Here is a 19,844-nt window from a genome sequence, read left to right on the forward strand (position 1 = left end):
ACGGGGCCCGTACCGCCGCGACGGCGGCGCGGGCCCCGTCCGCCGTTCCCGTCCGCCGGGTGCTCCGCCCGCCGGGCGCCCGTTCACAGCCCGGGCAGGCCGAACGCGGCGGCGGCGACCCGGTACTGGGCGGTGAACGGGGCGCCCCGGCGGGAGGTCGGGGTGAAGGAGTACACCAGGGTCCGGGCGGCGTCCCGGGTGGCGAACACGCCGCTGGTCCAGCCCGGACGGCTGCCGGTCTTGCCCCACAGCACCAGGCCGGGCGCGGGGGAGAGGCGCATCAGGCCGGCGCTGAGGCAGGCCCGGTCGGCGGCCGGGCCGAGGTCGGGGCCCGGGCCCCGGAAGTTCGGCACGTCCGGGACGGTGAACAGCTCGGCCTGCTGGGCGGGCGGCAGCAGACGGCCGCCGAGCAGCGCGGTGAGGAAGCGCTCCAGATCGGGCGCGGTGGAGACCATGCCGCCCTCGGCCCACGGCCACGGGCTCTGCCGGGTGACGTCCGCCAGGTCGGTGCCGCCGTCCGGCCGGGGCACGGCCAGCACGGCGTGCGCGCTCGGGTCCGGCAGCGAGGTGTCGGCGGCGTCGGGCACCGAGGTGCGGTGCAGGCCCAGCGGGCGCAGCACCCGGTCGGTGACCTCCCGGGCGAAGCTCCGACCGGTGACCCGCTCGATCAGCAGGCCCGCCAGGAAGTAGTTGACGCCGTTGTACTGCTGGGCGGTGCCGGGGGCGAACTGCGCCGGTCGGCCGGCCAGCGAGTCGAGCACCTGCTGCGGGGTCCGGCGGTCGGCGGCGTGCGCGACGAACCAGGCGGCGCTGCCGTCGTCGTCGCCGAGCTCGCTGCCGCCGGGCAGCCCGCTGGTGTGGTTCAGGAGCTGGCGCACCGTCACCGGCGGGTGGCCGACCGGCAGCGCCACCGGGAGGTGGCGCTGGACGGTGCCGTCCAGGTCGATCCGCCGCTCGGCGGCGAGTTGCAGGAGCACGGTGGCGGTGAACACCTTGGAGATGCTGCCGATCCGGAACCGGCCGTCCGCCCGCACCGGCCGCCCGGTGGCCGGGTCGCCCGTCCCCGCGGTGCCCGTCCAGTGGCCGCCGGTGCCGCCGGTGCCGCCGGTGCCGCCGACCCGCACCACGGCGCTGGTGAGCCCGGCGCCGGACGGGTCGGCGATCGAGGCCCGCAGCGCGGCGGCGTCCAGCCCGGCCGGACCGGCACCGAACGCCCCGGCGCCGAATGCCCCGGCACCGGGCTCACCGGCGCCGGACGGGTCGGCCTCGCCGAGCGCCACCACCAGCGCGCTGATCGCGGCCGTGCCCGCCAGCTCGCGTCCCATCATCCTCGTGCTCATCCCCGGCCTCCCCGACTTCCCTGCGCCGCTTGCCCGCTGACGTGGAAGAGTCTTCCGCTCGGGCCGCGCCGGGCCATCCGGGGCGGACCCCGAACCGACCCCGAACCGGCCCCGAGCCGGGCCCTGGGGGTGGACCCCGGGGCGGTGGCGGCCCGGGCCGCAGGTCGTCGGCGGGGCTGACAACCTTTCCGCCGGGCCCGGGCGTCTGGTCGGTGTGAGTCGAGAAACCGAGGACGACGCCTACGCCGATTTCGTCGGGACCGCCTGGCCCCGGCACCTGCGCACCGCGACGCTGATCGCGGGTGACCGGCACCGGGGGGAGGAACTCCTCCAGGACTGCCTGGTCAAGCTGTACGTGCGCTGGCGCCGGACGCGGACCGACGACCCGCACGCCTACCTGCGGCGGATGCTGGTCAACAACCACATCAGCTGGTGGCGGCGACGTCGTAGGGAACTGCTCATCGCCGAACCGCCGGACGCCCCCACCGGGGGCCCGACGGCGCCGGAGGCTTCGGACGAGCTGTACCGGGCGCTGCGCGAACTACCGCCCCGCCAGAGGGCGGTGGTCGTACTGCGGCACTTCGAGGACCTGTCGGAGAAGGACACCGCCGCGATCCTCGGCTGCTCGGTCGGCACCGTCAAGAGCCAGCACTTCCGGGCGGTGGCCCGGCTGCGCACCGCCCTGTCGAAGGACCGCCCGGCGGACCGCCCGGTGGACCGCCCGGTGGAACGCCCGGGGGGCCAGCCGTCGGACTGGGCGCCGGTCCGGGCGACCCAGCTGATCCAGTCGAAGAACCAGGAGAACATCACGCGATGAACGACATCGAAGACCAGGAGATGTCCCGCGCGCTGCGGGACCTGGCGGACCGTCACGGCACCGCCGGACCGGCCCCGGTGGCCGAGCTGGTGCACCGCGGCCGCCGCCGCCGGGGGCTGCGGCTCGCCGCCGTCACGGGCAGCGCCGCCGCGGTGGCCGCGGTCGCGGTGTTCGGCGCAACCGCCCTCGCGGGCGGCCCGTCGCGCACCGTCGCGGTGGGCCCGGCCGGCCAGGGCACGGCTTCCGTGTCCGCCTCCCTCTCCGCGTCGACCGTCCGTACCGGGCCGACCACGCCCGCGGAGATCGCCGACCTGCTCAGCAGCCGCTTCCCGACCGGGTACCACGCGGACGGTCGGCCGACGCTGGTCGACAGCCGGAGCACGGGCGCCGACGCGGAGGAGCGGAAGAGGCTGGCCGAGCTCCAGGGCGGGACCCCGGCGCCGAGCCGACCCCTGCCGGAGACGATCGGCGCGGGGTACACCGTCACCAACGGCACGAAGACCGGCACCGTGCAGCTCAGCGTCGAGCACCTGCCGAACGGGACCGGACAGCCGGCCGACCTGTGCAACAACCGGCCGGGCTGCTCCGCCACCCGGCAGCCGGACGGCAGCGCCCTGGTGCTCTCCCTCCCGCCGGCGCCAGCGGACCTCCCGCAGGTGTGGCGGGCCGACCTGTACCGCACCGACGGCACCGTCATCACGGCCGAGTCCGGCAACGTCCCGCTCCCCGGGCACGGCCAGGACCTGTACGCCGGGCCGCCGGTGCTGAACGGCGAGGCGCTCACCGCCCTCGTCCTCGACCCGGTCTGGACGCAGGGGGCCGCCGGACACTGAACCACCTGACCCGGAACGGGGCGGACCACCGCCCCCGGGGCGGGCCACCGGCCGGGAGCGGATGCCGGCGGTGGCGGGCGACGACGTCCGACGCCCCGGCCGGCCACTGAGGACCGGCCGGCACCCGCACCACACGAGGCCCGCGCAGCTCGTGCGGTTCGTTCCCTCGCGGTTCGCACCGGGTCCGGAACGGCGGCGGCCACAGCCGCGCCGCGCGGCAGCGCCGCGATCCGCGGACCCCCGGCGTCCGGGCGGTCGACCCCCGGCGCCGCAGCGCCCTCCGCGCCACCCGCCTCCCACCGTCCCCCCGCACGTCCGCGGCAGCGGCTGTGACGGTGGCGGTCACGGGCCCGCAGGCGTGCGGGGCGCGCACGCGGAACGGCCCTTCCGACGGCTCGTCATCCACCTTCCCGCGCCGCGGCGACCGCGTTGCCGTGCGGGTGGTTCGACGTGCCGTCGGAAGGGCCCCGAGGGTGCGGTGCGGACGGTGGTTACCGCGGGTCGCGGTCGAACTGGGCGCGGGACCAGCGGTAGCCGAGGACGGTGAGGGCCGCGCACCACAGCAGGGCGATCCACCAGTTGTTGCCGATGCCGGTGCCCAGCAGCAGGCCGCGCAGGGTCTCGATGGCCGGGGTGAACGGCTGGTACTGGGCGACCGGCTGGAACCAGCCGGGCATCGAGTGCAGCGGGACGAAGGCGCTGGAGATCATCGGCAGCAGGATCAGCGGCATCGCGGCGTTGCTGGCGGCCTCCGCGTTGGGGCTGCCCAGGCCCATGCCGACGGCGATCCAGGTGAGCGCCAGGGCGACCAGGGCGAGCAGGCCGAACGCGGCCAGCCACTCCAGCAGGTTCGCGTCGTGCGAGCGGAAGCCGATCGCCACCCCGACCGCGCCGACCAGCACCACGCTGGCCACCGACTGGAGCACGCTGCCGGCCACCCGGCCGAACAGCACCGAGCCGCGGTGGATCGCCATGGTGCGGAACCGGGCGACGATGCCCTCGTTCATGTCGGTCGCCATCGAGACGGCGGTGCCGATCACGGTCGAGCCGATGGTCATCATCAGGATGCCGGGCACCAGGTAGGTGACGTAGGCGGAGCGGCCCAGGCCGCCGCTCATCGCGCCGCCGAAGACGTAGACGAACAGCAGGAGCAGCATCACCGGGGTGAGCAGCAGGTTCAGGGTGAGCGACGGGTAGCGCCGGGCGTGCAGCAGGTTGCGCCGCAGCATGGTGGACGAGTCGCGGACGGCGAGGGCGAGCTGGCTCATCGTGCGTTCTCCTTGGCGGAAGCGGCGGAAGCGGCCTGGGTGGCGGGGGCGGCGGTCTGGGCCGGGAGGGCGGGGGCGCCGGTCAGGGCGAAGAAGACGTCGTCCAGGTCGGGGGTGTGGACGGTGAGTTCGTCGGCCGCGACGCCGGCGGCGTCCAGCCGGTCGAGGACCGAGCGCAGGGCGCGCTGGCTGCCGTCGCTGGGCACGCGCAGGGCGAGCGCCTCGTCGTCGCGGGCGGCCTCGGCGAGTGCGTCGGCCGCGGCGCGGTGGGCGGCGGGGTCGGTGAACCGGAGCCGGACGTGGCCGCCGGGGACCAGGCGCTTGAGCTCCTCGGCGGTGCCCTCGGCCGCGATCACGCCGTCGTGCAGGACGGCGATCCGGTCGGCGAGTTGGTCGGCCTCCTCCAGGTACTGGGTGGTGAGCAGGACGGTGGTGCCGCCGGCGACCAGTTCCCGGATGATCTGCCACATGCCGTGGCGGCTGCGCGGGTCGAGCCCGGTGGTGGGCTCGTCGAGGAAGATGATCCGGGGGTCGCCGACCAGGGTCATCGCGATGTCCAGGCGGCGCTTCATGCCGCCGGAGTAGGTGGAGGCGGGCTTGTCGGCGGCGTCGGTGAGGTCGAAGCGGGCCAGCAGCTCGGTGGCCACCCGGCGGCCCTCGGCCTTGGGCAGGCGGTGCAGGTCGGCCATCAGCAGCATGTTCTCCCGGCCGGTGATCAGGCCGTCGACGGCGGAGAACTGGCCGGTGACGCCGATCGCGGCGCGCACCTGCTGGGCCTCGGTGGCCAGGTCGTGGCCGCCGACGCTGATCTCCCCGGCGTCGGGGGTGACCAGGGTGGAGAGGATCTTGACGGCGGTGGTCTTGCCGGCCCCGTTCGGGCCGAGCAGGGCGAAGACCGTTCCGGTGGGGACGGCGAGGTCGACGCCCTTCAGGACGCTCTTGTCGCCGTAGGACTTGCGCAGCCCGTTCGCCGCGATGGCCAGGCCGGTCATGGGGTGCTCCTGGGGGTGTGGGGGTCGGTGCGGGGACGGCGGTGCTGGACTGGGTCGGGCCGGGCCGGGCTGAGTGGGGCGGCGGCGGCGGGTCAGAGGGTGCGGGCGGAGATGTCGCCGTGCGCGGTGGTGGCGCGGATGGTGACCGCCGGGACGTCGTCGGCGTTGCGCAGCGCGTTGTCGATGCGGCCGTGGCCGGTGCCGGCGTCCAGCGAGGCGGAGACGCCGCGGGCCACGCCGACCGCGATCGAGCCGGACCGGGTGGTCAGTTCGAGCGCGCCGCGCACCGCCTCGGCGACGGTCAGGTCGCCGCGCTGGGTGCTGAACGCGGCGGGGCCGGTGAGGCGGCCGACCTCGATGTCGCCGTCCTGGAGGGTGAGTCGGGCGGCGGACGCCTCGTCGAGCTTGACCGAGCCCCGGGCGCTCTCGAAGGTGACCGCGCCGAGCCGGCCGACGCCGCGGAGCCGGGCGTCCGCGCTCTTCGCCTCGACCGTGGAGCCGGAGGGCAGTTGCACGGTGACCTCCAGCGCGCCGGACGGGCCGAGCAGGCGGTGCGCGGCGGAGTCGGTGACGATCCGCAGCACGCCGTCGGCGTAGCCGACCTCGGTGTGCTCGACGGCCTTCGCGTCGCGGCCCTTGGCCGGATCGGCGGGGCGCAGCTCGACCACGGTGTCGGTGCGGTCGGCGGCGATGAACCGGACCAGGCCGGCCGGGACGTCCAGGACGACGGTGACCGGGGCGGCGGTGTCGAACTTCTGCATGGTGTGCTCCCTGTTCGCGGTGCGGTGCCGGTGCGGCGCCGCTTTGTTTCTGACATTGGAAACGCTACGTTGCGTTCATGGATCGGGCAACAAGCTTGTTGCAATCAAATGCCATAAGCACAGGTAGGAGCAGGAAAATCGTTGCAATGATCCTGGAGATAACGCAACGTCGGGAGTGGCATTCGTTGCAATGAAATGACGGTGAACGCTATGCTGGGCGCGGCAACGTCACGCACCGCAGAAGGAGGCCCCCGATGCCGGGAGGCAGGCTCACCCAGCAGGAGCGCCAGCAGATCGCGCTGGGGCTGGCCGACGACCTGGCCTACGCGGAGATCGCCCGCCGGCTCGACCGTCCGACCTCGACCGTCACCCGGGAGGTCATGCGCAACGGCGGCCCGGCCGGCTACCGGGCCGACCTCGCCCAACGGGCCACCGAGCACCGCACCCACCGCCGGGCCGCGCCGCCCCGCGACCCGCACCTGGCCGACCGCCCCGACGACGGGCGCGACCCCGGCGCGGTGGACGCCTTCGAGGAGGCGATCACCACCGTCTTCATGCAGTCCGGCCTGAGCCGGATGCCCGCCCGGGTGCTGGCCGCGCTGCTGCTCACCGACTCCGGCAGCCTGACCGCCACCGAACTCGCCCGGCGCCTCCAGGTCAGCCCGGCGTCCGTCTCCAAGGCGGTGGCCTTCCTGGACGAGCAGTCGATGATCCGCCGGGAGCGCGACGAGCGCCGCCGCGAGCGCTACGTGGTGGACGACGAGATCTGGTACCAGTCCGCGGTGGCCAGCGCCCACGCCAACGCCGCGGTGGCCGCCACCGCCCGGCAGGGCGTCGTCGTGCTCGGCTCGACCAGCCCGGCCGGGACGCGGCTGGAGAACATCGCCCGGTTCCTCGACCACCTCTCCGAGATGCTGCTGCGCGCCGCCGACCAGGGCCGCGACGTGCTGTTCACCAAGCCCGTCCGGGAACCGGACGGCCCGGCGGACGGCCCGGCCGGCGGCCCCGCGGACGATCCGGCGAACGGCTCGGCGAACGGCCCTTCGGACAGCCGGAGTTGAGCCGTCAGCGCCCGCCCGCCGAGCCCTCGACGGAGGCGATCCGGCCCAGCGGGTCGAACGACACCCGGAGGCCGCGCCCGTCGGGCAGCCGGGCGGTGATCAGGTCGGGGCCCTCCGCCACCGGCACGCCGTGGTGCCCGAAGCAGCCGCGCACCACGGCCCGGGCGTCGTGCCCGAACAGCCCCGCGCCGGTCAGCAGGAAGCGCGGCACCGTGACCGGGTCGAGCGGCGCCGGCGGCAGTGACGGGTCCTCCGGCACGAAGTACACCCGGGTCTGCGGCCCGGTCTCCTGCCCGATGCAGCCGGGCGCGCCGAGCACGCCCATGCCGGTGAAGGCCGGCGCCTCCGCCGCGTGCCGCGGGTGGGCGAAACCGGACAGGTCGACCTCGGGTTCGGCCGACTCCGGTACGCCGTACGCCCGTCCGAACTCCGCGACCCGGGCGGAGGCGGCCGTCACGGGCGCCCCGCCGAAACCCGGATCGGCCCAGCCCCACAGCCAGGACCGCCCCGCGGGGTCGTACGTCCCGAGCAGGCCCACCCGCAGCGTCCGGCCGCCGCTCTCGTAGGCGCACTCGGTCAGGTCGGCCGTCCACGGCACGGCCGGCAGCGCCCGTTCCAGCGCCTCCGACTGCTCGGCGCCCCAGGCGGCGTGCGGCTCGGCGGCGCGCAGGAAGGACTCGGTGAAGGTCGTGGCCATCCGGACACCCCAGTGACCCGGTCCCGGGCGGCGGGCCCCGGCCGCGGCGTGCTGCGCGGTCGGGGCCCGGTGCGCTCGGGAGGCGGGGTGCTCAGCAGGGGAAGGTGCCGCTGTAGAGCGCGTGCCCGTAGGAGGAGGTGCCGGAGCCGAAGCCGTAGATGCCGTCGTCGCTCCAGACCGCCTCGCGGAAGCCGTTGGCGCAGGTGGAGGTCGGCGCGAGAGCGAAGCCCTCCAGGTTGTCGACCGGCATGACGGCGGGGTTGGTGTAGGTCACGTCCGGCACGATCGCGCCGCTCGCGTTGACCTTCAGGAAGGTGTGGGTCTCGCCGCAGGTGTTGTCGCAGGTGGCGACGATCCGCTGGGTGCCGGCGTCGAAGGTCACGTCCATCACGCCCGGCTTGCCGGTGGAGACGGTGCCGAAGGTGGTGAAGCTGCCGTTCGAGTTGAGGCCGTAGACGTGCAGGGTGCCGTCGTACTCCAGCCCGGCGAAGAACAGGCCGGCGCCGTGCAGCGGGTAGTTCGCCGGGTTGTAGGCGGAGCCGGTGAGCGGGTCGGTCCAGCCGTTGGCGGTCAGCCAGCTGTCCGGGACGTAGCCGACGCCCTCGAAGCCGAGGTTGGCGTCGTCCTTGCTGCCGGTGTCGAGCTGCGGGAACTGCGAGGTCATGTCCCACTGGTGGAGCGGGGTCAGGGTGCTGCCGGTGGCGTTCGGGTCGAACTCCAGGACGGTGTCCTTGGGCGCGGTGTTCTTGGTGTTGTCGCGCTCGGAGGTCACGTAGAGGTGGCCGTCGGGGCCGACGGTCAGGCCCTCGGAGTCCGGCTCGCCGGTGCCGCCCGCGAAGCGGATCTGCTTGCCGGTGGCGCTCCAGGTGGCGTCCGGGACCCACTTGCCGTTGCTCTTGACCAGCTTGTACAGCCAGTTCTTGTTCTTGGCGGCCCACAGCACGGACGGGTTGGCCGGGTCGAAGGCCAGGCCGCTGACGTCCCGGCCCTCGGGGCCGGTGGAGGTGGTGAACGCGCAGACGTTGTCGGCGATGGTGACGTCCGGGCCGCCGGGCCAGGCCGGCGTGCCGGCGGGCTTGGCGCCGGTGCCGCCGGGCGCCTCGGGGGCGCAGCCGCTGGTGAGCGAGCCGCCGCCGCCGAGCAGCCGGCCGGTGGGGGTGCCGCCGGTGCCGCCGCCGGGGGTGCTGCCCGCGCAGGAGTTCACGGCGCCGAAGGTCGCGTTCGCGGAGGTCTGGAAGCCGGTGGCGCAGCGCTCGTCGGAGGGCTTGGCGCCGCCGGTCGCCCAGGTGACCGAGTCGACGGTGTTGCCGCTGCCGTCGAGCAGGAACAACGCGTCGTTGTCGCCCAGCCCGATGGTGGAGGCGAACGTGACGTAGCCGCCCGCGGGGATGCTGGTCGCGCTCGGCGAGGAGGACGAGATCGGGGCGGCGGAGTGCGAGGTGTCGCCGTCGACGTACTTCCACGAGCCGATGCTGACGGCGCTGGTGCCGCCGTTGTACAGCTCGACGGTGTCCGAGCCGTCCGAGCCGACCTCGTTGATCCGGACCCGGCTCGCGGCGGGCACGGAGGCCGGGCAGCCCGCGGCGTTCGCGGAGCCGAAGGTGGCCGCGGTGGTGGCGGTGACCCACCCGCCGGTGCCGTCGCCGCCGCAGCGGGCGATCGCGGGCTTGGCCTTGTCGGTGGCCCAGTCGACCCGGTCGACCACCGTGCCGCCGGCCGTGTAGAGCACCACCTTGTCGGAGTCGCCCAGCCCCTTGGGCGAGTTGAAGGTGACGAAGCCGCCGGCCGGGATGCTGCTCGCGGACGGGCTGAAGGACTGCGGGGAGAAGCCGTCGTCGGACATCTTCCAGCCGCTGATGCTCACCGCCGCCGGGCCGCCGTTGTAGAGCTCCACCGTGTCGTTGCCGGCGGAGGTGACCTCGTTGATGCGCACGTTCTGGTAGCCGGACGGGTCGGCCGCCGCGGCGGGCTGCGCGACGAGCAGTCCGGTGACGATCAGCCCGGAGAACGTCAGGGACGCGGCGCACACGGAGGCGACGCCGACACGCGAGTGTGAGTTAGGCACGGGCCGGAACTCTGGCGACCCGACGTGGAGACAGCGTGTACGGCGGCTGAATCCCGGACGCTCCCCGCCGGAACGCCAGGTTCGGGAGCGGCCGGACCGCCCGGAACCGGCCACCGGCTCCGGCGGCGGCACCCGGCCCCGGCGGCGGCACCCGGCCCCGGTGCCGGCACCCGGCCGTCCACCGCACGGGCGACGGTTGATCCCGCCGCCGCGTCACCCCCGCCCGGACCATCGGAGGCCGACCGGCCCACAACCGTCCGTTGTTCGGTAGGGTGGCCCGCCGTGGACCTCGAAGCCGTGCGCACCTACGTCGCCGTCGCGGAGGCGGGCCAGTTCCAGAAGGCCGCCACCGACCTGGCGATCACCCAGCAGGCCGTCTCCAAGCGGATCGCCGGGCTCGAACGCGACCTGGGCGTCCGGCTGTTCACCCGCACCCCGCGCGGCGCCGAACCCACCATCGACGGCCAGGCGTTCCTGCCGCACGCCCGCGCACTGCTGCGGGCCGCCGACCGGGCCGCCGCCTCCGTCCGCACCGGCCGCCGCCCGCTGCGCGTCGACGTGATCAACTCGCGCGGCGCGGCCTCCCGGCTGATGCGGGACTTCCACCGCGCCCACCCGGACGTCGAGTTGGACATCGTGATGCTGCTCGACATCGAGAGCGCCGTCGCCGCGATCCGCTCCAGCAGCGTCGACGCCTCCTTCCGGGCCGTCGCCATGCCCGGCCGGCCGCTGCCCGAGGACCTGACCGCCGTCCGGGTCGTCGACGAGCCGCTGCACCTGCTCACCGGCCCCGGGCACGCCCTCGCCGCCGCCCGCGCGGTGCCGCTCGCCGACCTGGCCGGGCACCGGATCTGGATGCCCGGCCTCCTCCCCGGCAGCGAGTGGGGTGCCTACTACGACTCCCTGGCGGGCGAGTTCGGGCTGACCATCGAGTCGACCGGCCCCAACTTCGGCTCCGACGCGCTGCTCGACACCATCGCCGACACCCCCGCCCTGGCCACCTTCATGGGCGAGGACACCCGGCTGGTCTGGCCCACCGGGCACGGCCTGCGCCGCATCCCGGTGACCGACCCCGTCCCCGTCTACCCGCACTCCCTGCTGCACCACCGGGACGATCCGCACCCCGCGCTCCCGGCGCTGTGCGCCCACCTCGCCGCCGCCGCGACGGCCGCCCCGGCCGGCGCCTGGGTCCCGTCCTGGGCCCGCTGAACCGCCGTCACCCGGCGGTCCCGGCGGCCCCGCCGGTGCCCTCGCCCGCGCGCAGCGTCAGCAGGGTGATCTCGCTCGGCGCGAACACCCGGAACGGCGGCCCCCAGAAACCGGTGCCCCGGCTGGTGTAGAGCTGGGTCCGCTCCCCGTGCCGGCTCAGGCCCTGCACCACCGGCTGGTCCAGCCGGACCAGGTACCGGAACGGCCAGATCTGGCCGCCGTGGGTGTGCCCGGAGACCTGGAGGTCGACGCCGGCGGCCACCGCCTGCGGCACGTACTTGGGCTGGTGCGCGACCAGCAGCACCGGCAGCCGGGGGTCCGCCCCGGCCAGCGCGCCGGACAGGTCGGCCCGGTGCCCGTCCTCGCCGGAGGACGCCGCGGTGACGTCGTCCACCCCCGCCAGCACCAGGGCGTCCCCGCCGCGCTCCACCACCACGTGGCGGTTGTGCAGCGCCTCCCAGCCCAGCTCCGCCATCCGGTCCAGCCAGCCCTGCGCCTCGCCGCCGTACTCGTGGTTGCCCGTCACGTACACCCGGGCCAGCGCGGCCCGGACCGCGCCCAGCGGCGCGGACTGCTCCCGGCGCTGGGCGGGCGTGCCGTCCGCGATGTCCCCGGCGTGCACCACCACGTCCGCCGCCAGCGCGTTGACCGCCCCGGTGACCTTCGCCGACCAGGCCGCCCGGTCGATCGGCCCGTAGTGGGTGTCGGCCAGCACCACCACCCTGGTCCCGTCCAGCCCGGCGCCGAGCCGCGGCAGGCGGACGTCCAGCCGCCGCACCCGGGGCACCCGCATCGCCTCGTGGTGCCCCCAGGCCAGCAGCCCGGCCGACACCAGGACGACGGCCGCCGCGACCACCCGGGCCCGGCCGGTGCCGCCGACGCCGAACCCGGCCAGCAGCAGGTCCGCCAGGCCGCCCAGCACCGACCAGGTGAACAGCACCCACACCACGCCCAGGCTGGTGTCCGCGATCCGGGCCGCCCGGTCGTCGCGCGCCCGCGAGCGGTGGCCCGCGACCATCAGGAACGGGAAGCCGACCATCCAGGCCAGCAGCACCGCCGTACCCACCAGCACCACCGGCAGCGGCCAGTCGGCTCCGGCGGCCAGCAGCGTCCACCACGGCGGCAGGCAGAGCAGCACCAGGACGAGCACCAGCACGCCCAGCCGCCGCACCCCCGCCCGCCGGGCCCGCCCGCCACTCCCCGCGCTGTCCGTCCCGCCCGCCGTGTCCGTCCCGTCCAGGGTCCTGCTCTCCGCCACCGTGCCGCCTCCTGTGCGTGCCCCTCCGGCACGTGCCCGGTCAGCAGACGATCCGGGCGGGCTCCGTGCGGGAGGGTGATGCCGAGTCTCGCGCACGCGCGGGGGAGGCGGTAGCCCGTGGCGCGGTGACGGGCGGCGGCCGGACGGCGCGGGGGCCGGGGGAGGCTCAGCCGCCGCCGTAGGTGGCCTGGGTGACGGCGAAGACGTTGCGGTTGCCGGTGGTCTCCTGGAGGGACCAGAGCAGGTCGGGCCCGGTGGTGTCCTCCCAGTAGGAGAGGCTCTCGCCGCCGCCCACCCAGGCGAAGGTGGAGGACCCGGCGGTCGGCGTCCAGTAGGAGAGCTTCTTCTCGCCCGAGGAGTTGAACCACCACCGGCCGTTGTGCGAGGCCACGCCGTTGAGGTGGTACCAGGGCAGCCGGAGCGCCTGGCTCGCGGTGGTCGACGCGGCGAAGGTGGTGGCCCCCGGGGCGAACGGGAAGCGGACGGCGCGCGGCTCACGCTCGGGGAAGTCCGGGCAGGGCGTGGTGGTCGGGCAGGTGTACTCCGTCGTCACGATCGACTTGCTGACCCGGTCCAGCGAGATCGACGACCACGCCAGCGCGGTGACGGAGGACGACGTGTGCGCCGTGACCGTGCCGACCTGGGGCAGCACGTAGGCGTAGTTGTGCGCGTAGTAGACCGACCCGGACTGGCGGCCGATCTGGTCGGCGGTGCCGCCGGTGTCGGTGTTCAGGATCTTGCGCATGTCGAAGACCCGCATGCCGACCGCGGTGTCGGCGACGTACAGGTAGTCGCCGTACCAGGAGACCCCGCCGGCGTGGATCGGGATGTCCTTGAAGCTGGGCGCGGCCGGGGTGCCGGTCGGCTCGACCAGCAGGACCTTGCGGTACTTGTTGGGGTAGGTGGCGTCCCAGTCGACCAGGGTGATCCGGCTGCGCTGGTGCTTGCCCTTGCAGGCGTCCGCCGTGTACCAGCTGACCAGCACCAGCTGGTGCCCGTCGTAGTTGCCGCCGTTCGCGGTGCCCACCGCGTCCCGGCTGGTGGTGATGCCCTGCGGGAGGCTCTGGCAGTCGCCGTCGTCGCCGTCGTCGAACCGGAAGCCGGTGGACAGCCCGGCGACCGAGAAGGAGGACGCCAGCCCCTGCCGGTCGTGGTTCGCGTTGTCCATCACCGTATGCACGGCGCTCGTCCCGAGCGTCGAGACCAGCGCCGCGTCGAGCGCGTCGTACTGGTGGTAGTCCGCGGTGAGGGTGAAGTCGGACGCCGGGATCGTGGTCAGCGCGGTCAGGGTGCCGGCGGCGGTGGCCGGCGGCGCGGCGGTGAGCACGCCGGTGAACAGCAGGCCGGCCGCGATCAATGCTCTTGCGGTGTTTCGGACTTGAATGACCATCAGGTCGTTTCTCTCCCCCGTGGACGGATCAACGGCCCCTCACGCTAGGCGCGCGCCGACGGGTTCGCAACGGGTACGTCCCATTCCGTCGTCCGGCCGTCCCGGCGGGCGCAGTGCTCGGCGACGGTGTCCGCGAAGGCCCGGGCCAGCGGGGAGAGGGCGTCCCAGCGGCGGACCGCCCAGCCCGCCGTGAGCGGGGGCAGCGCCGGGATCGGGACCAGCCGCAGGTCGGGGTGGCCCGGGCCGGTCCACTCGGGCAGGGTGGGGACGACCGCCCGGCCGAGCCCGAGTCCGGCCAGCAGGATCGCGGTGTCCCAGTCCGTGACGCTGGTGTCGAAGACCGGCCGGATGCCCGACCCGGCCAGCCACCCGCCGAGCTGGGTGCGCGCGGTCGAGTTCTCGGGCAGCCCGATCAGCCGGACGTCCTGCAGATCGGCGGGCTCGACCAGGGCCCGGTCCGCCAGCGGGTCCCCGGCCGCCACCGCCAGCGACCAGGGCAGGTGGACGACGGCGCGCTGCTCCACGTCCCCGCCGGCCGGCCGCAGGGTGATCCAGGCCAGGTCGACCGCCCCGGCGGCGAGCGCGTCGAAACAGCCGCGGCTGGACGTCTCGGTCTGGAACTCCAGGCTGGCCCGCGGGAACCGGCGCCGGAAGTCCACCACCGCCGCGGCCATGAAGTGCCGCACGGTCGTCGCCCCGGTGGTGACCCGCACCGACCCGCCCTCGGCCCGGGCGAGTTCCTCGATCCGCCGCACCGCCTGGTCGATCAGCCCCAGCCCCTCGGTCACCGCGCCCCGCAGCAGCCGCCCCGCCGGGGTCGGCGCCACCCCCCGCGGCTGCCGCTCGAACAGGCTGAGGCCCAGCTCCCGCTCCAGCCGCTTCACGTGCTGGCTCACCGCCGACTGCGTGCACCCCAGGTCACGCGCGGCCCCGCTGAGCGAGCCGCTCCGGCAGACCGCGCCGAACACCCGCAGATCATCAAGAGTCACAGCCCCAAGCCTAGGCTTGCCCCTCTCCCAGCAAACCCATGGATTGACTTGCACCGCCGGAAGTTTGACGATCGTTCCGGGCCCAGGGCGGCAACCCGCCCGCTGCCACCGCGCGCTCCGGACGCGCCCGGCACGGGCGGGTGTCGACCCGCCATCCCTGCCCCACCCCTGCCCCACCGCTCGTCCTTCCCGCACTTCCAGGAGCACCCATGAGCACCAGCAAGCCGACCGTCGCCGTCCTCGGTCCGGGCGGAGTCGGCGGCCTGCTCGCCGCCCTGCTCGCCCGCGCCGGACACCGCGTCGTCTGCCTGGCCGGAGACCGGACCGCCGCCGTCCTGCGCGCGGACGGACTGCACGTCGACAGCGAGCAGTACGGGGAGTTCACCGCGGCGGTGGCGGCCGACACCGTGCTGCGCGAGCCGGTCGACGCCCTCTTCGTGACGGTCAAGCAGACCTCGCTCGCCGAGGCACTCGACCGCGTCCCGGCCGACCTGCTCGGTTCGGCGGTCGTGGTCCCGCTCCTCAACGGCGTCGACCACCTCGCGGTGCTCCGGGCCCGCTTCCCGGCCGCCGAGGTCGTCGCGGGCACCATCCAGATCGAGGCCACCCGCACCGCCCCCGGCCGCATCGCCCACACCAGCCCGTTCGCCAACCTGGTCCTCGCCGACCCCGACCAGCGGCTCGAACCGTTCGCGCAGGCGCTGCGCGCGGCCGGACCGGGTGTCGCCCTCGGCCCGGACGAGAGCACGGTGCTCTGGAACAAGCTCTCCTTCCTCGCCCCGTTCGCCCTGCTGACCACCCGGCACCGCACCGACGTCGGCACCGTCCGCGACCGGCACCGCCCCGAACTGCTCACCGTCCTCGACGAGGTCGCCGCGGTCGCCCGCGCGGCCGGGGCACCGGCGGACGCCGAGGACCTGCTCGCCCTCTTCGACCGCTTCCCGGCGACGATGAGGTCCTCCATGCAGCGCGACGCCGAGGCCGGTCGCCCCCTCGAACTCGACGCCATCGGCGGAGCCGTCCTCCGCGCCGGAGCCACCCACCACGTCCCCACCCCGGCCACCGCCCAGCTGGTCGCCGCCCTCTCCTGACCACCACCCGGCCCTGCCCTCGGCCCGGCTCCCCGGCCCGGCCCCCCCGCGCCGCCGCCGGGACGCACCACGGCCGGGGGCGGGCCGGGCCGATCTCGGGTGTGACGGGAGGGACCGGGCCCGGCGGGCCGGGCGCGGGGCCGGTGGCGGTGCGGGGAGGCGGGCGCGGTGCTTCACCGACGGCCTGGTCGCGGAACGGGGCGCGAGCGGACGGCAGTTCGGCGAGCAGCGGCTGATCGACCGGGTCGACCGCATCGAGGGCTCACGCTCCGGCGTGCGGGCCACGGTGCGCGCCCTCTCGCACGCACTGAAGGCCCGCCGGGGCGGGCACACCAGCGACGACGCCACGCCGTCCCTGTTCGCGTGGCGCTGAGTCCCCGCATCGGGCGGCACTGAGCGGCCACCCGGGCGCCACGTGGCGGGCGCCGCCGGGTCTCACCCGCTGTACGGCCGGGGCGAGGCGCCGCGCGTTCCGCCGGCGGGACGCCCGTAGCGGTTGCGGCCGGTCGACCGGTTGTGGCGGGGCCGTTCGATCACGGGGTCGGGGATCGCGACCGGCACGCCGGTGGGGACGCGGGCGCCGGTGATCCGGGTGAGTTCCTCGTCACCGGCCCGGACCCTGGTGGTGACGGGGGTGATGCCGGCCGTGCTCATCATCCGGGCCGTCCCGCGGCGCTGGTTGGGCAGCACCAGGGTGACGACGGTGCCGGACTCGCCGGCCCGGGCGGTGCGTCCGCCGCGGTGCAGGTAGTCCTTGTGGTCGGCGGGCGGGTCCAGGTTGACCACCAGGTCGAGGCCGTCGACGTGGATGCCGCGGGCGGCGACGTCGGTCGCGACGAGCGCGGCCACCTGCCCGGACCGGAACTGCTCCAGGGTCCGGGTGCGCTGCGGCTGGGACTTGCCGCCGTGCAGCGCCGCGGCCTTGACGCCGCTCGCCAGCAGCGTCTCGACCAGGCGGTCCGCGCCGTGCTTGGTGTCGATGAACATGATCACCCGGCCGTCGCGGGCGGCGATGTGCGCGATCGTGGCGTTCTTGTCGGCGTTCTGCACGTGCAGCACGTGGTGCTCCATGGTGCTGACCGCCCCCGCGGACGGGTCCACCGCGTGGGTGACCGGGTCCTTCAGGAAGCGCCGCACCAGGCGGTCGACGTTGCGGTCCAGGGTGGCGGAGAACAGCAGGGTCTGGCCGCCCTCGGCGACCTGCTCCAGGAACTCGGTGACCTGCGGCAGGAAGCCCATGTCGGCCATCTGGTCGGCCTCGTCCAGCACGGTGGCCTCGACCGCGTCCAACCGGCAGAGCCGGCGCTCGATCAGGTCCCCCAGCCGGCCGGGCGTGGCCACCACGATCTCCGCCCCCCGGTTCAGCACCTGCGCCTGCCGGCGGACCGGCACCCCGCCGACCACAGTGGCCAGCCGCAGCCGCACCGCCTGGGCGTACGGGGTGAGCGCCTCGACGACCTGCTGGGCCAGCTCACGGGTGGGCACCAGGACCAGGGCCAGCGGGCTGCGCGGCTCGGCCTGCCGCCCGGCGGTCCGGGCCAGCACGGCCAGGCCGAAGGCCAGCGTCTTGCCGGAGCCGGTCCGGCCCCGGCCCAGCACGTCGCGGCCGGCCAGCGCGTTCGGCAGCGTCGCGCCCTGGATCGGGAACGGCGCCGTGACGCCCCGCCGGGCCAGCACCGACAGCAGCTCCTTCGGCAGGTCCAGCTGGTCGAAGGACTCGACGGGCGGCAGCGCCGGGGTGGTGCTCACCGGCATCGCGAACTCGCGCCCGGCACGTCCGGCACCACCCGCCGCGGCGGGCCGGGAGCCGGAGTCCTGGAACGGCAGGCGGCTGGGACGGGTCGAACGGTTCATGCGGGAGGCCTTCCTCTGGACGGCGCCTGACGTGCGGTCGGCGCTCACCGAACGGGCGGGAGCGGAAGACCTCGGACCCCGGACCACAGGGGCCCGGTGAACCCCGGACCGCGGGGCCCGGTACCGGCTCGGACGCGGCACCGGTTCGGACACGGCGCCGCGCGTTCGCGCGGGAGGGCCGTCGGCGGCCAGGAGCGGGCCGGAACAGCCGGAGGTGGGTGGTGGAAACGCGCGAAGGCCCGCACCGGGCGTGATGCACACGGTGCGGGCCCTCGCCGCCGGGCGGGTGCCGCGGCAGTAGGAACTACAGCGGGCGAATGTTCTCCGCCTGCGGGCCCTTCTGGCCCTGCGTGACGTCGAACTCGACCTTCTGGCCCTCGAGCAGCTCGCGGAAGCCGTTGGCGTTGATGTTCGAGTAGTGGGCGAAGACGTCCGGGCCGCCACCCTCCTGCTCGATGAAGCCGAAGCCCTTTTCCGCGTTGAACCACTTCACGGTGCCATTAGCCATGTAAAAAATCTCCTTCAAGGGACTTTCCGGCATCCGCACGTTACGGAAGCCGAGTCACCGCGATGAGCGCCCGCCCGGAAAAAACGCCGGAAAACAAAAATGCGCCCGCTACACGAGCAGGCGCACACAAAGTTCATGGGAACCACTACTGCAACTACCTCGACTGTAGCAGCCCGGGGGCCGCAGCGGGCGGAAATCTCCATGCCAATTTTTCGGCGGGTCGCCCGGGGCCACCGCCCCCGGGCCGCCGATCCGGTCAACTGGACTGCCTCCGAGTCGAGTTGCGAAGACTACAGGCCGCCGGGCGGCCCGGCGGCGCCCCCCGACGGCCGGCTCCCGGGCCCGGACCACCCGGGCGTGTCGTCCGACACACCCGGAATTTCGGGCTCCGCAGAATTCGGGTGGCCCGAGGAGGCCCAACCCCGTTCCCCGCGGCGCATACTGGAGTGGATGAAAAAATCTGAAGCAGTCCGCCGGCACCTGCCCACCAGCCCCTTCAAAGCCAGGACCGAAGCACCGCGCAAGCACTTCGCCGTCGGCGACCGCGTCACCCACGACGCCTACGGCCTCGGCCGGGTCATCGGCGTCGAGGGCGACACCGCGGTGCTGGTCGACTTCGGATCACGACAGGAGCGCGTCGTCCAGCCGTACACCGGCATGTTCAACCTCTGACCCGGCACCCCCGCGCCGTCCGCCCGCCCGTCCGCCTCGCGGCGGCCGTGGTTGGGCCGCCGCGGCACGGGCAGGCGCCCGGTGACGCCGGAGCCGGTTGAGCAGCCAGACGGCCCCGGTGTCACCTGCCGACCGTCGGCACCGAGCACCACCGGTGCCGACGCGCAGGCGTGCCACGAACCTTCCCGGGCACCGGAGTTAACGGTCCGCGGGACGGCCCGCGCTTCCCGCCGCCCGGATCTCCCGCCGTCCGGGCTTCTCTCCCGCCGTCCGGGCTTCATGCCGCCCGGCTTCACCCCGCCCGGCTTCACCCCTCCCGAACGGGTGCGGCGAAACCGGCGCAGAGCAGCCGCACGCTCCGGGTGAACTTCTCGTCCTGGCCCAGGCGCGGCATCGACGGGCCCATGAGCAGCGGGAACCGCTCGCACAGCTCGGCGTAGCGCTCGGCGGTGACGGACGGCGGCGCGGCGGGCTGGTTCTGCTCCTGGAGCACGAAGCCGGTGACGTGGCTGAGCAGCGTGTCGGCGCAGACGGCGCAGTGGTCGGCGGGCAGTCCGGCGTCGAGGAGGGTGCGCAGCAGGCGTTCCATCAGGGCGAGGGCGCCGGTGCTGAGCGTGCCGGGACTCTCGGCGAGGAGCTGGGCGCCGCCGGGGTGCTGCTTGATGCTCAGCCGCAGGGCGGTGGCCTGGGTCGCGACCCGGTCCTGCCAGTCGGCGGCGGGCGGGAGGGCGGCGAGGGCCGCGCTGCCGGCGTCGTAGGCGGAGCGGCAGACCCGGTCGGCCATCAGGGCGAGCAGTTCCTCCTTCCCGCGCACGTGGTAGTAGAGGCTGCCCGCGTGGGCGTCCAGGCGGTCGGCGACCTGGCGCATGGACAGGTTCTGGTAGCCGACCTCGGCGAAGACGGCCATGCCCGCGTCGACGATGCGCTCCTTGGTGAGCTTCATGGGCCCACCGTACAAGGTTTTCCAACACCGTTCGAAAACTGTGCTAGTTTTGCGCCACCAGGTTTTCGAACGGTGTTGGAAACGCCGTGACAGGGG

Annotated in this window: 18 protein-coding genes; 6 read left to right on the top strand and 12 right to left on the bottom strand. The window is 74.7% G+C overall.

Annotated elements, in window-relative coordinates; translation table 11 throughout:
* Positions 1-83: 83 nt before the first annotated feature.
* Positions 84-1,340 carry a serine hydrolase domain-containing protein gene (locus ACIP60_RS14265; protein WP_400683507.1) on the bottom strand — a complete coding sequence of 419 codons (1,257 nt, stop codon included), beginning with the start codon at positions 1,338-1,340 and terminating at the stop codon, positions 84-86.
* A gap of 214 nt (positions 1,341-1,554) precedes the next feature.
* On the opposite strand from ACIP60_RS14265, the gene ACIP60_RS14270 reads away from it, so the two are divergent.
* Both ACIP60_RS14270 and ACIP60_RS14275 read left to right on the top strand, forming a co-directional pair.
* Positions 1,555-2,157, top strand: coding sequence for a SigE family RNA polymerase sigma factor (locus ACIP60_RS14270; protein ID WP_400683511.1), 603 nt, complete (start codon positions 1,555-1,557; stop codon positions 2,155-2,157).
* Positions 2,154-2,990, top strand: a complete 837-nt coding sequence (locus ACIP60_RS14275; RefSeq protein WP_400683514.1) for a hypothetical protein — start codon at positions 2,154-2,156, stop codon at positions 2,988-2,990. Before ACIP60_RS14270 ends, ACIP60_RS14275 begins: the two co-directional genes overlap by 4 nt.
* A 491-nt stretch (positions 2,991-3,481) precedes the next feature.
* Here ACIP60_RS14275 and ACIP60_RS14280 read toward each other — a convergent pair whose 3' ends face one another.
* The 3 genes from ACIP60_RS14280 to ACIP60_RS14290 form a co-directional block, all read right to left on the bottom strand.
* Positions 3,482-4,258 (bottom strand): ABC transporter permease, encoded by a 777-nt coding sequence (locus ACIP60_RS14280; protein WP_100837418.1) that lies wholly within the window; start codon positions 4,256-4,258, stop codon positions 3,482-3,484.
* On the bottom strand, positions 4,255-5,250 hold the full coding sequence (locus tag ACIP60_RS14285; protein WP_400683518.1) for an ATP-binding cassette domain-containing protein: 996 nt from the start codon (positions 5,248-5,250) through the stop codon (positions 4,255-4,257). Before ACIP60_RS14285 ends, ACIP60_RS14280 begins: the two co-directional genes overlap by 4 nt.
* Positions 5,251-5,342: 92 nt before the next feature.
* On the bottom strand, positions 5,343-6,011 hold the full coding sequence (locus ACIP60_RS14290) for a DUF4097 family beta strand repeat-containing protein (protein ID WP_400683521.1): 669 nt from the start codon (positions 6,009-6,011) through the stop codon (positions 5,343-5,345).
* Between the two features lie 254 nt (positions 6,012-6,265).
* Here ACIP60_RS14290 and ACIP60_RS14295 point away from each other — a divergent pair, with 254 nt between their 5' ends.
* Complete coding sequence (locus tag ACIP60_RS14295; RefSeq protein WP_400683524.1) at positions 6,266-7,072, top strand: helix-turn-helix domain-containing protein; 807 nt, start codon at positions 6,266-6,268, stop codon at positions 7,070-7,072.
* Positions 7,073-7,076: 4 nt separating this feature from the next.
* Here the strand turns inward: ACIP60_RS14295 and ACIP60_RS14300 are convergent, their stop codons facing one another.
* Both ACIP60_RS14300 and ACIP60_RS14305 read right to left on the bottom strand, forming a co-directional pair.
* Entirely contained in the window at positions 7,077-7,769 is a 693-nt protein-coding gene (locus tag ACIP60_RS14300) for a DUF6882 domain-containing protein (protein WP_400683527.1), read from the bottom strand.
* Between the two features lie 91 nt (positions 7,770-7,860).
* On the bottom strand, positions 7,861-9,834 hold the full coding sequence (locus ACIP60_RS14305) for a lamin tail domain-containing protein (protein WP_400683529.1): 1,974 nt from the start codon (positions 9,832-9,834) through the stop codon (positions 7,861-7,863).
* A gap of 282 nt (positions 9,835-10,116) precedes the next feature.
* Between ACIP60_RS14305 and ACIP60_RS14310 the strand changes: the two genes are divergently transcribed.
* Entirely contained in the window at positions 10,117-11,043 is a 927-nt protein-coding gene (locus ACIP60_RS14310; RefSeq protein ID WP_400683532.1) for a LysR family transcriptional regulator, read from the top strand.
* 7 nt (positions 11,044-11,050) lie between these two features.
* On the opposite strand, the gene ACIP60_RS14315 is transcribed toward ACIP60_RS14310, so the two are convergent.
* The 3 genes from ACIP60_RS14315 to ACIP60_RS14325 form a co-directional block, all read right to left on the bottom strand.
* Positions 11,051-12,301: a metallophosphoesterase gene (locus ACIP60_RS14315; RefSeq protein WP_400683535.1), complete on the bottom strand. Its 1,251-nt coding sequence runs from the start codon at positions 12,299-12,301 to the stop codon at positions 11,051-11,053.
* Between the two features lie 166 nt (positions 12,302-12,467).
* Positions 12,468-13,691: a hypothetical protein gene (locus tag ACIP60_RS14320; RefSeq protein ID WP_400683538.1), complete on the bottom strand. Its 1,224-nt coding sequence runs from the start codon at positions 13,689-13,691 to the stop codon at positions 12,468-12,470.
* Between the two features lie 44 nt (positions 13,692-13,735).
* Positions 13,736-14,680 (bottom strand): LysR family transcriptional regulator, encoded by a 945-nt coding sequence (locus ACIP60_RS14325; RefSeq protein ID WP_400683541.1) that lies wholly within the window; start codon positions 14,678-14,680, stop codon positions 13,736-13,738.
* 209 nt (positions 14,681-14,889) lie between these two features.
* Between ACIP60_RS14325 and ACIP60_RS14330 the strand changes: the two genes are divergently transcribed.
* Positions 14,890-15,771, top strand: coding sequence for a ketopantoate reductase family protein (locus ACIP60_RS14330; RefSeq protein ID WP_400683545.1), 882 nt, complete (start codon positions 14,890-14,892; stop codon positions 15,769-15,771).
* A gap of 435 nt (positions 15,772-16,206) precedes the next feature.
* On the opposite strand, the gene ACIP60_RS14335 is transcribed toward ACIP60_RS14330, so the two are convergent.
* The gene (locus tag ACIP60_RS14335) at positions 16,207-17,625 is read right to left on the bottom strand and encodes a DEAD/DEAH box helicase (protein ID WP_400683548.1); all 1,419 of its coding nucleotides are present in this window, start codon (positions 17,623-17,625) and stop codon (positions 16,207-16,209) included.
* Positions 17,626-17,929: 304 nt separating this feature from the next.
* Positions 17,930-18,133: a cold-shock protein gene (locus ACIP60_RS14340; protein ID WP_030918248.1), complete on the bottom strand. Its 204-nt coding sequence runs from the start codon at positions 18,131-18,133 to the stop codon at positions 17,930-17,932.
* A gap of 450 nt (positions 18,134-18,583) precedes the next feature.
* Here ACIP60_RS14340 and ACIP60_RS14345 point away from each other — a divergent pair, with 450 nt between their 5' ends.
* A complete protein-coding gene (locus ACIP60_RS14345; protein ID WP_400683551.1) occupies positions 18,584-18,805 on the top strand; it encodes a hypothetical protein in 222 nt (73 codons plus the stop codon).
* Between the two features lie 307 nt (positions 18,806-19,112).
* Here the strand turns inward: ACIP60_RS14345 and ACIP60_RS14350 are convergent, their stop codons facing one another.
* A complete protein-coding gene (locus ACIP60_RS14350) occupies positions 19,113-19,748 on the bottom strand; it encodes a TetR/AcrR family transcriptional regulator (RefSeq protein WP_400683554.1) in 636 nt (211 codons plus the stop codon).
* Positions 19,749-19,844 lie beyond the last annotated feature (96 nt).

Origin of the sequence: Kitasatospora sp. NPDC088783 (genome assembly GCF_044750705.1) — a bacterium.
Classification (GTDB): domain Bacteria; phylum Actinomycetota; class Actinomycetes; order Streptomycetales; family Streptomycetaceae; genus Kitasatospora; species Kitasatospora fiedleri.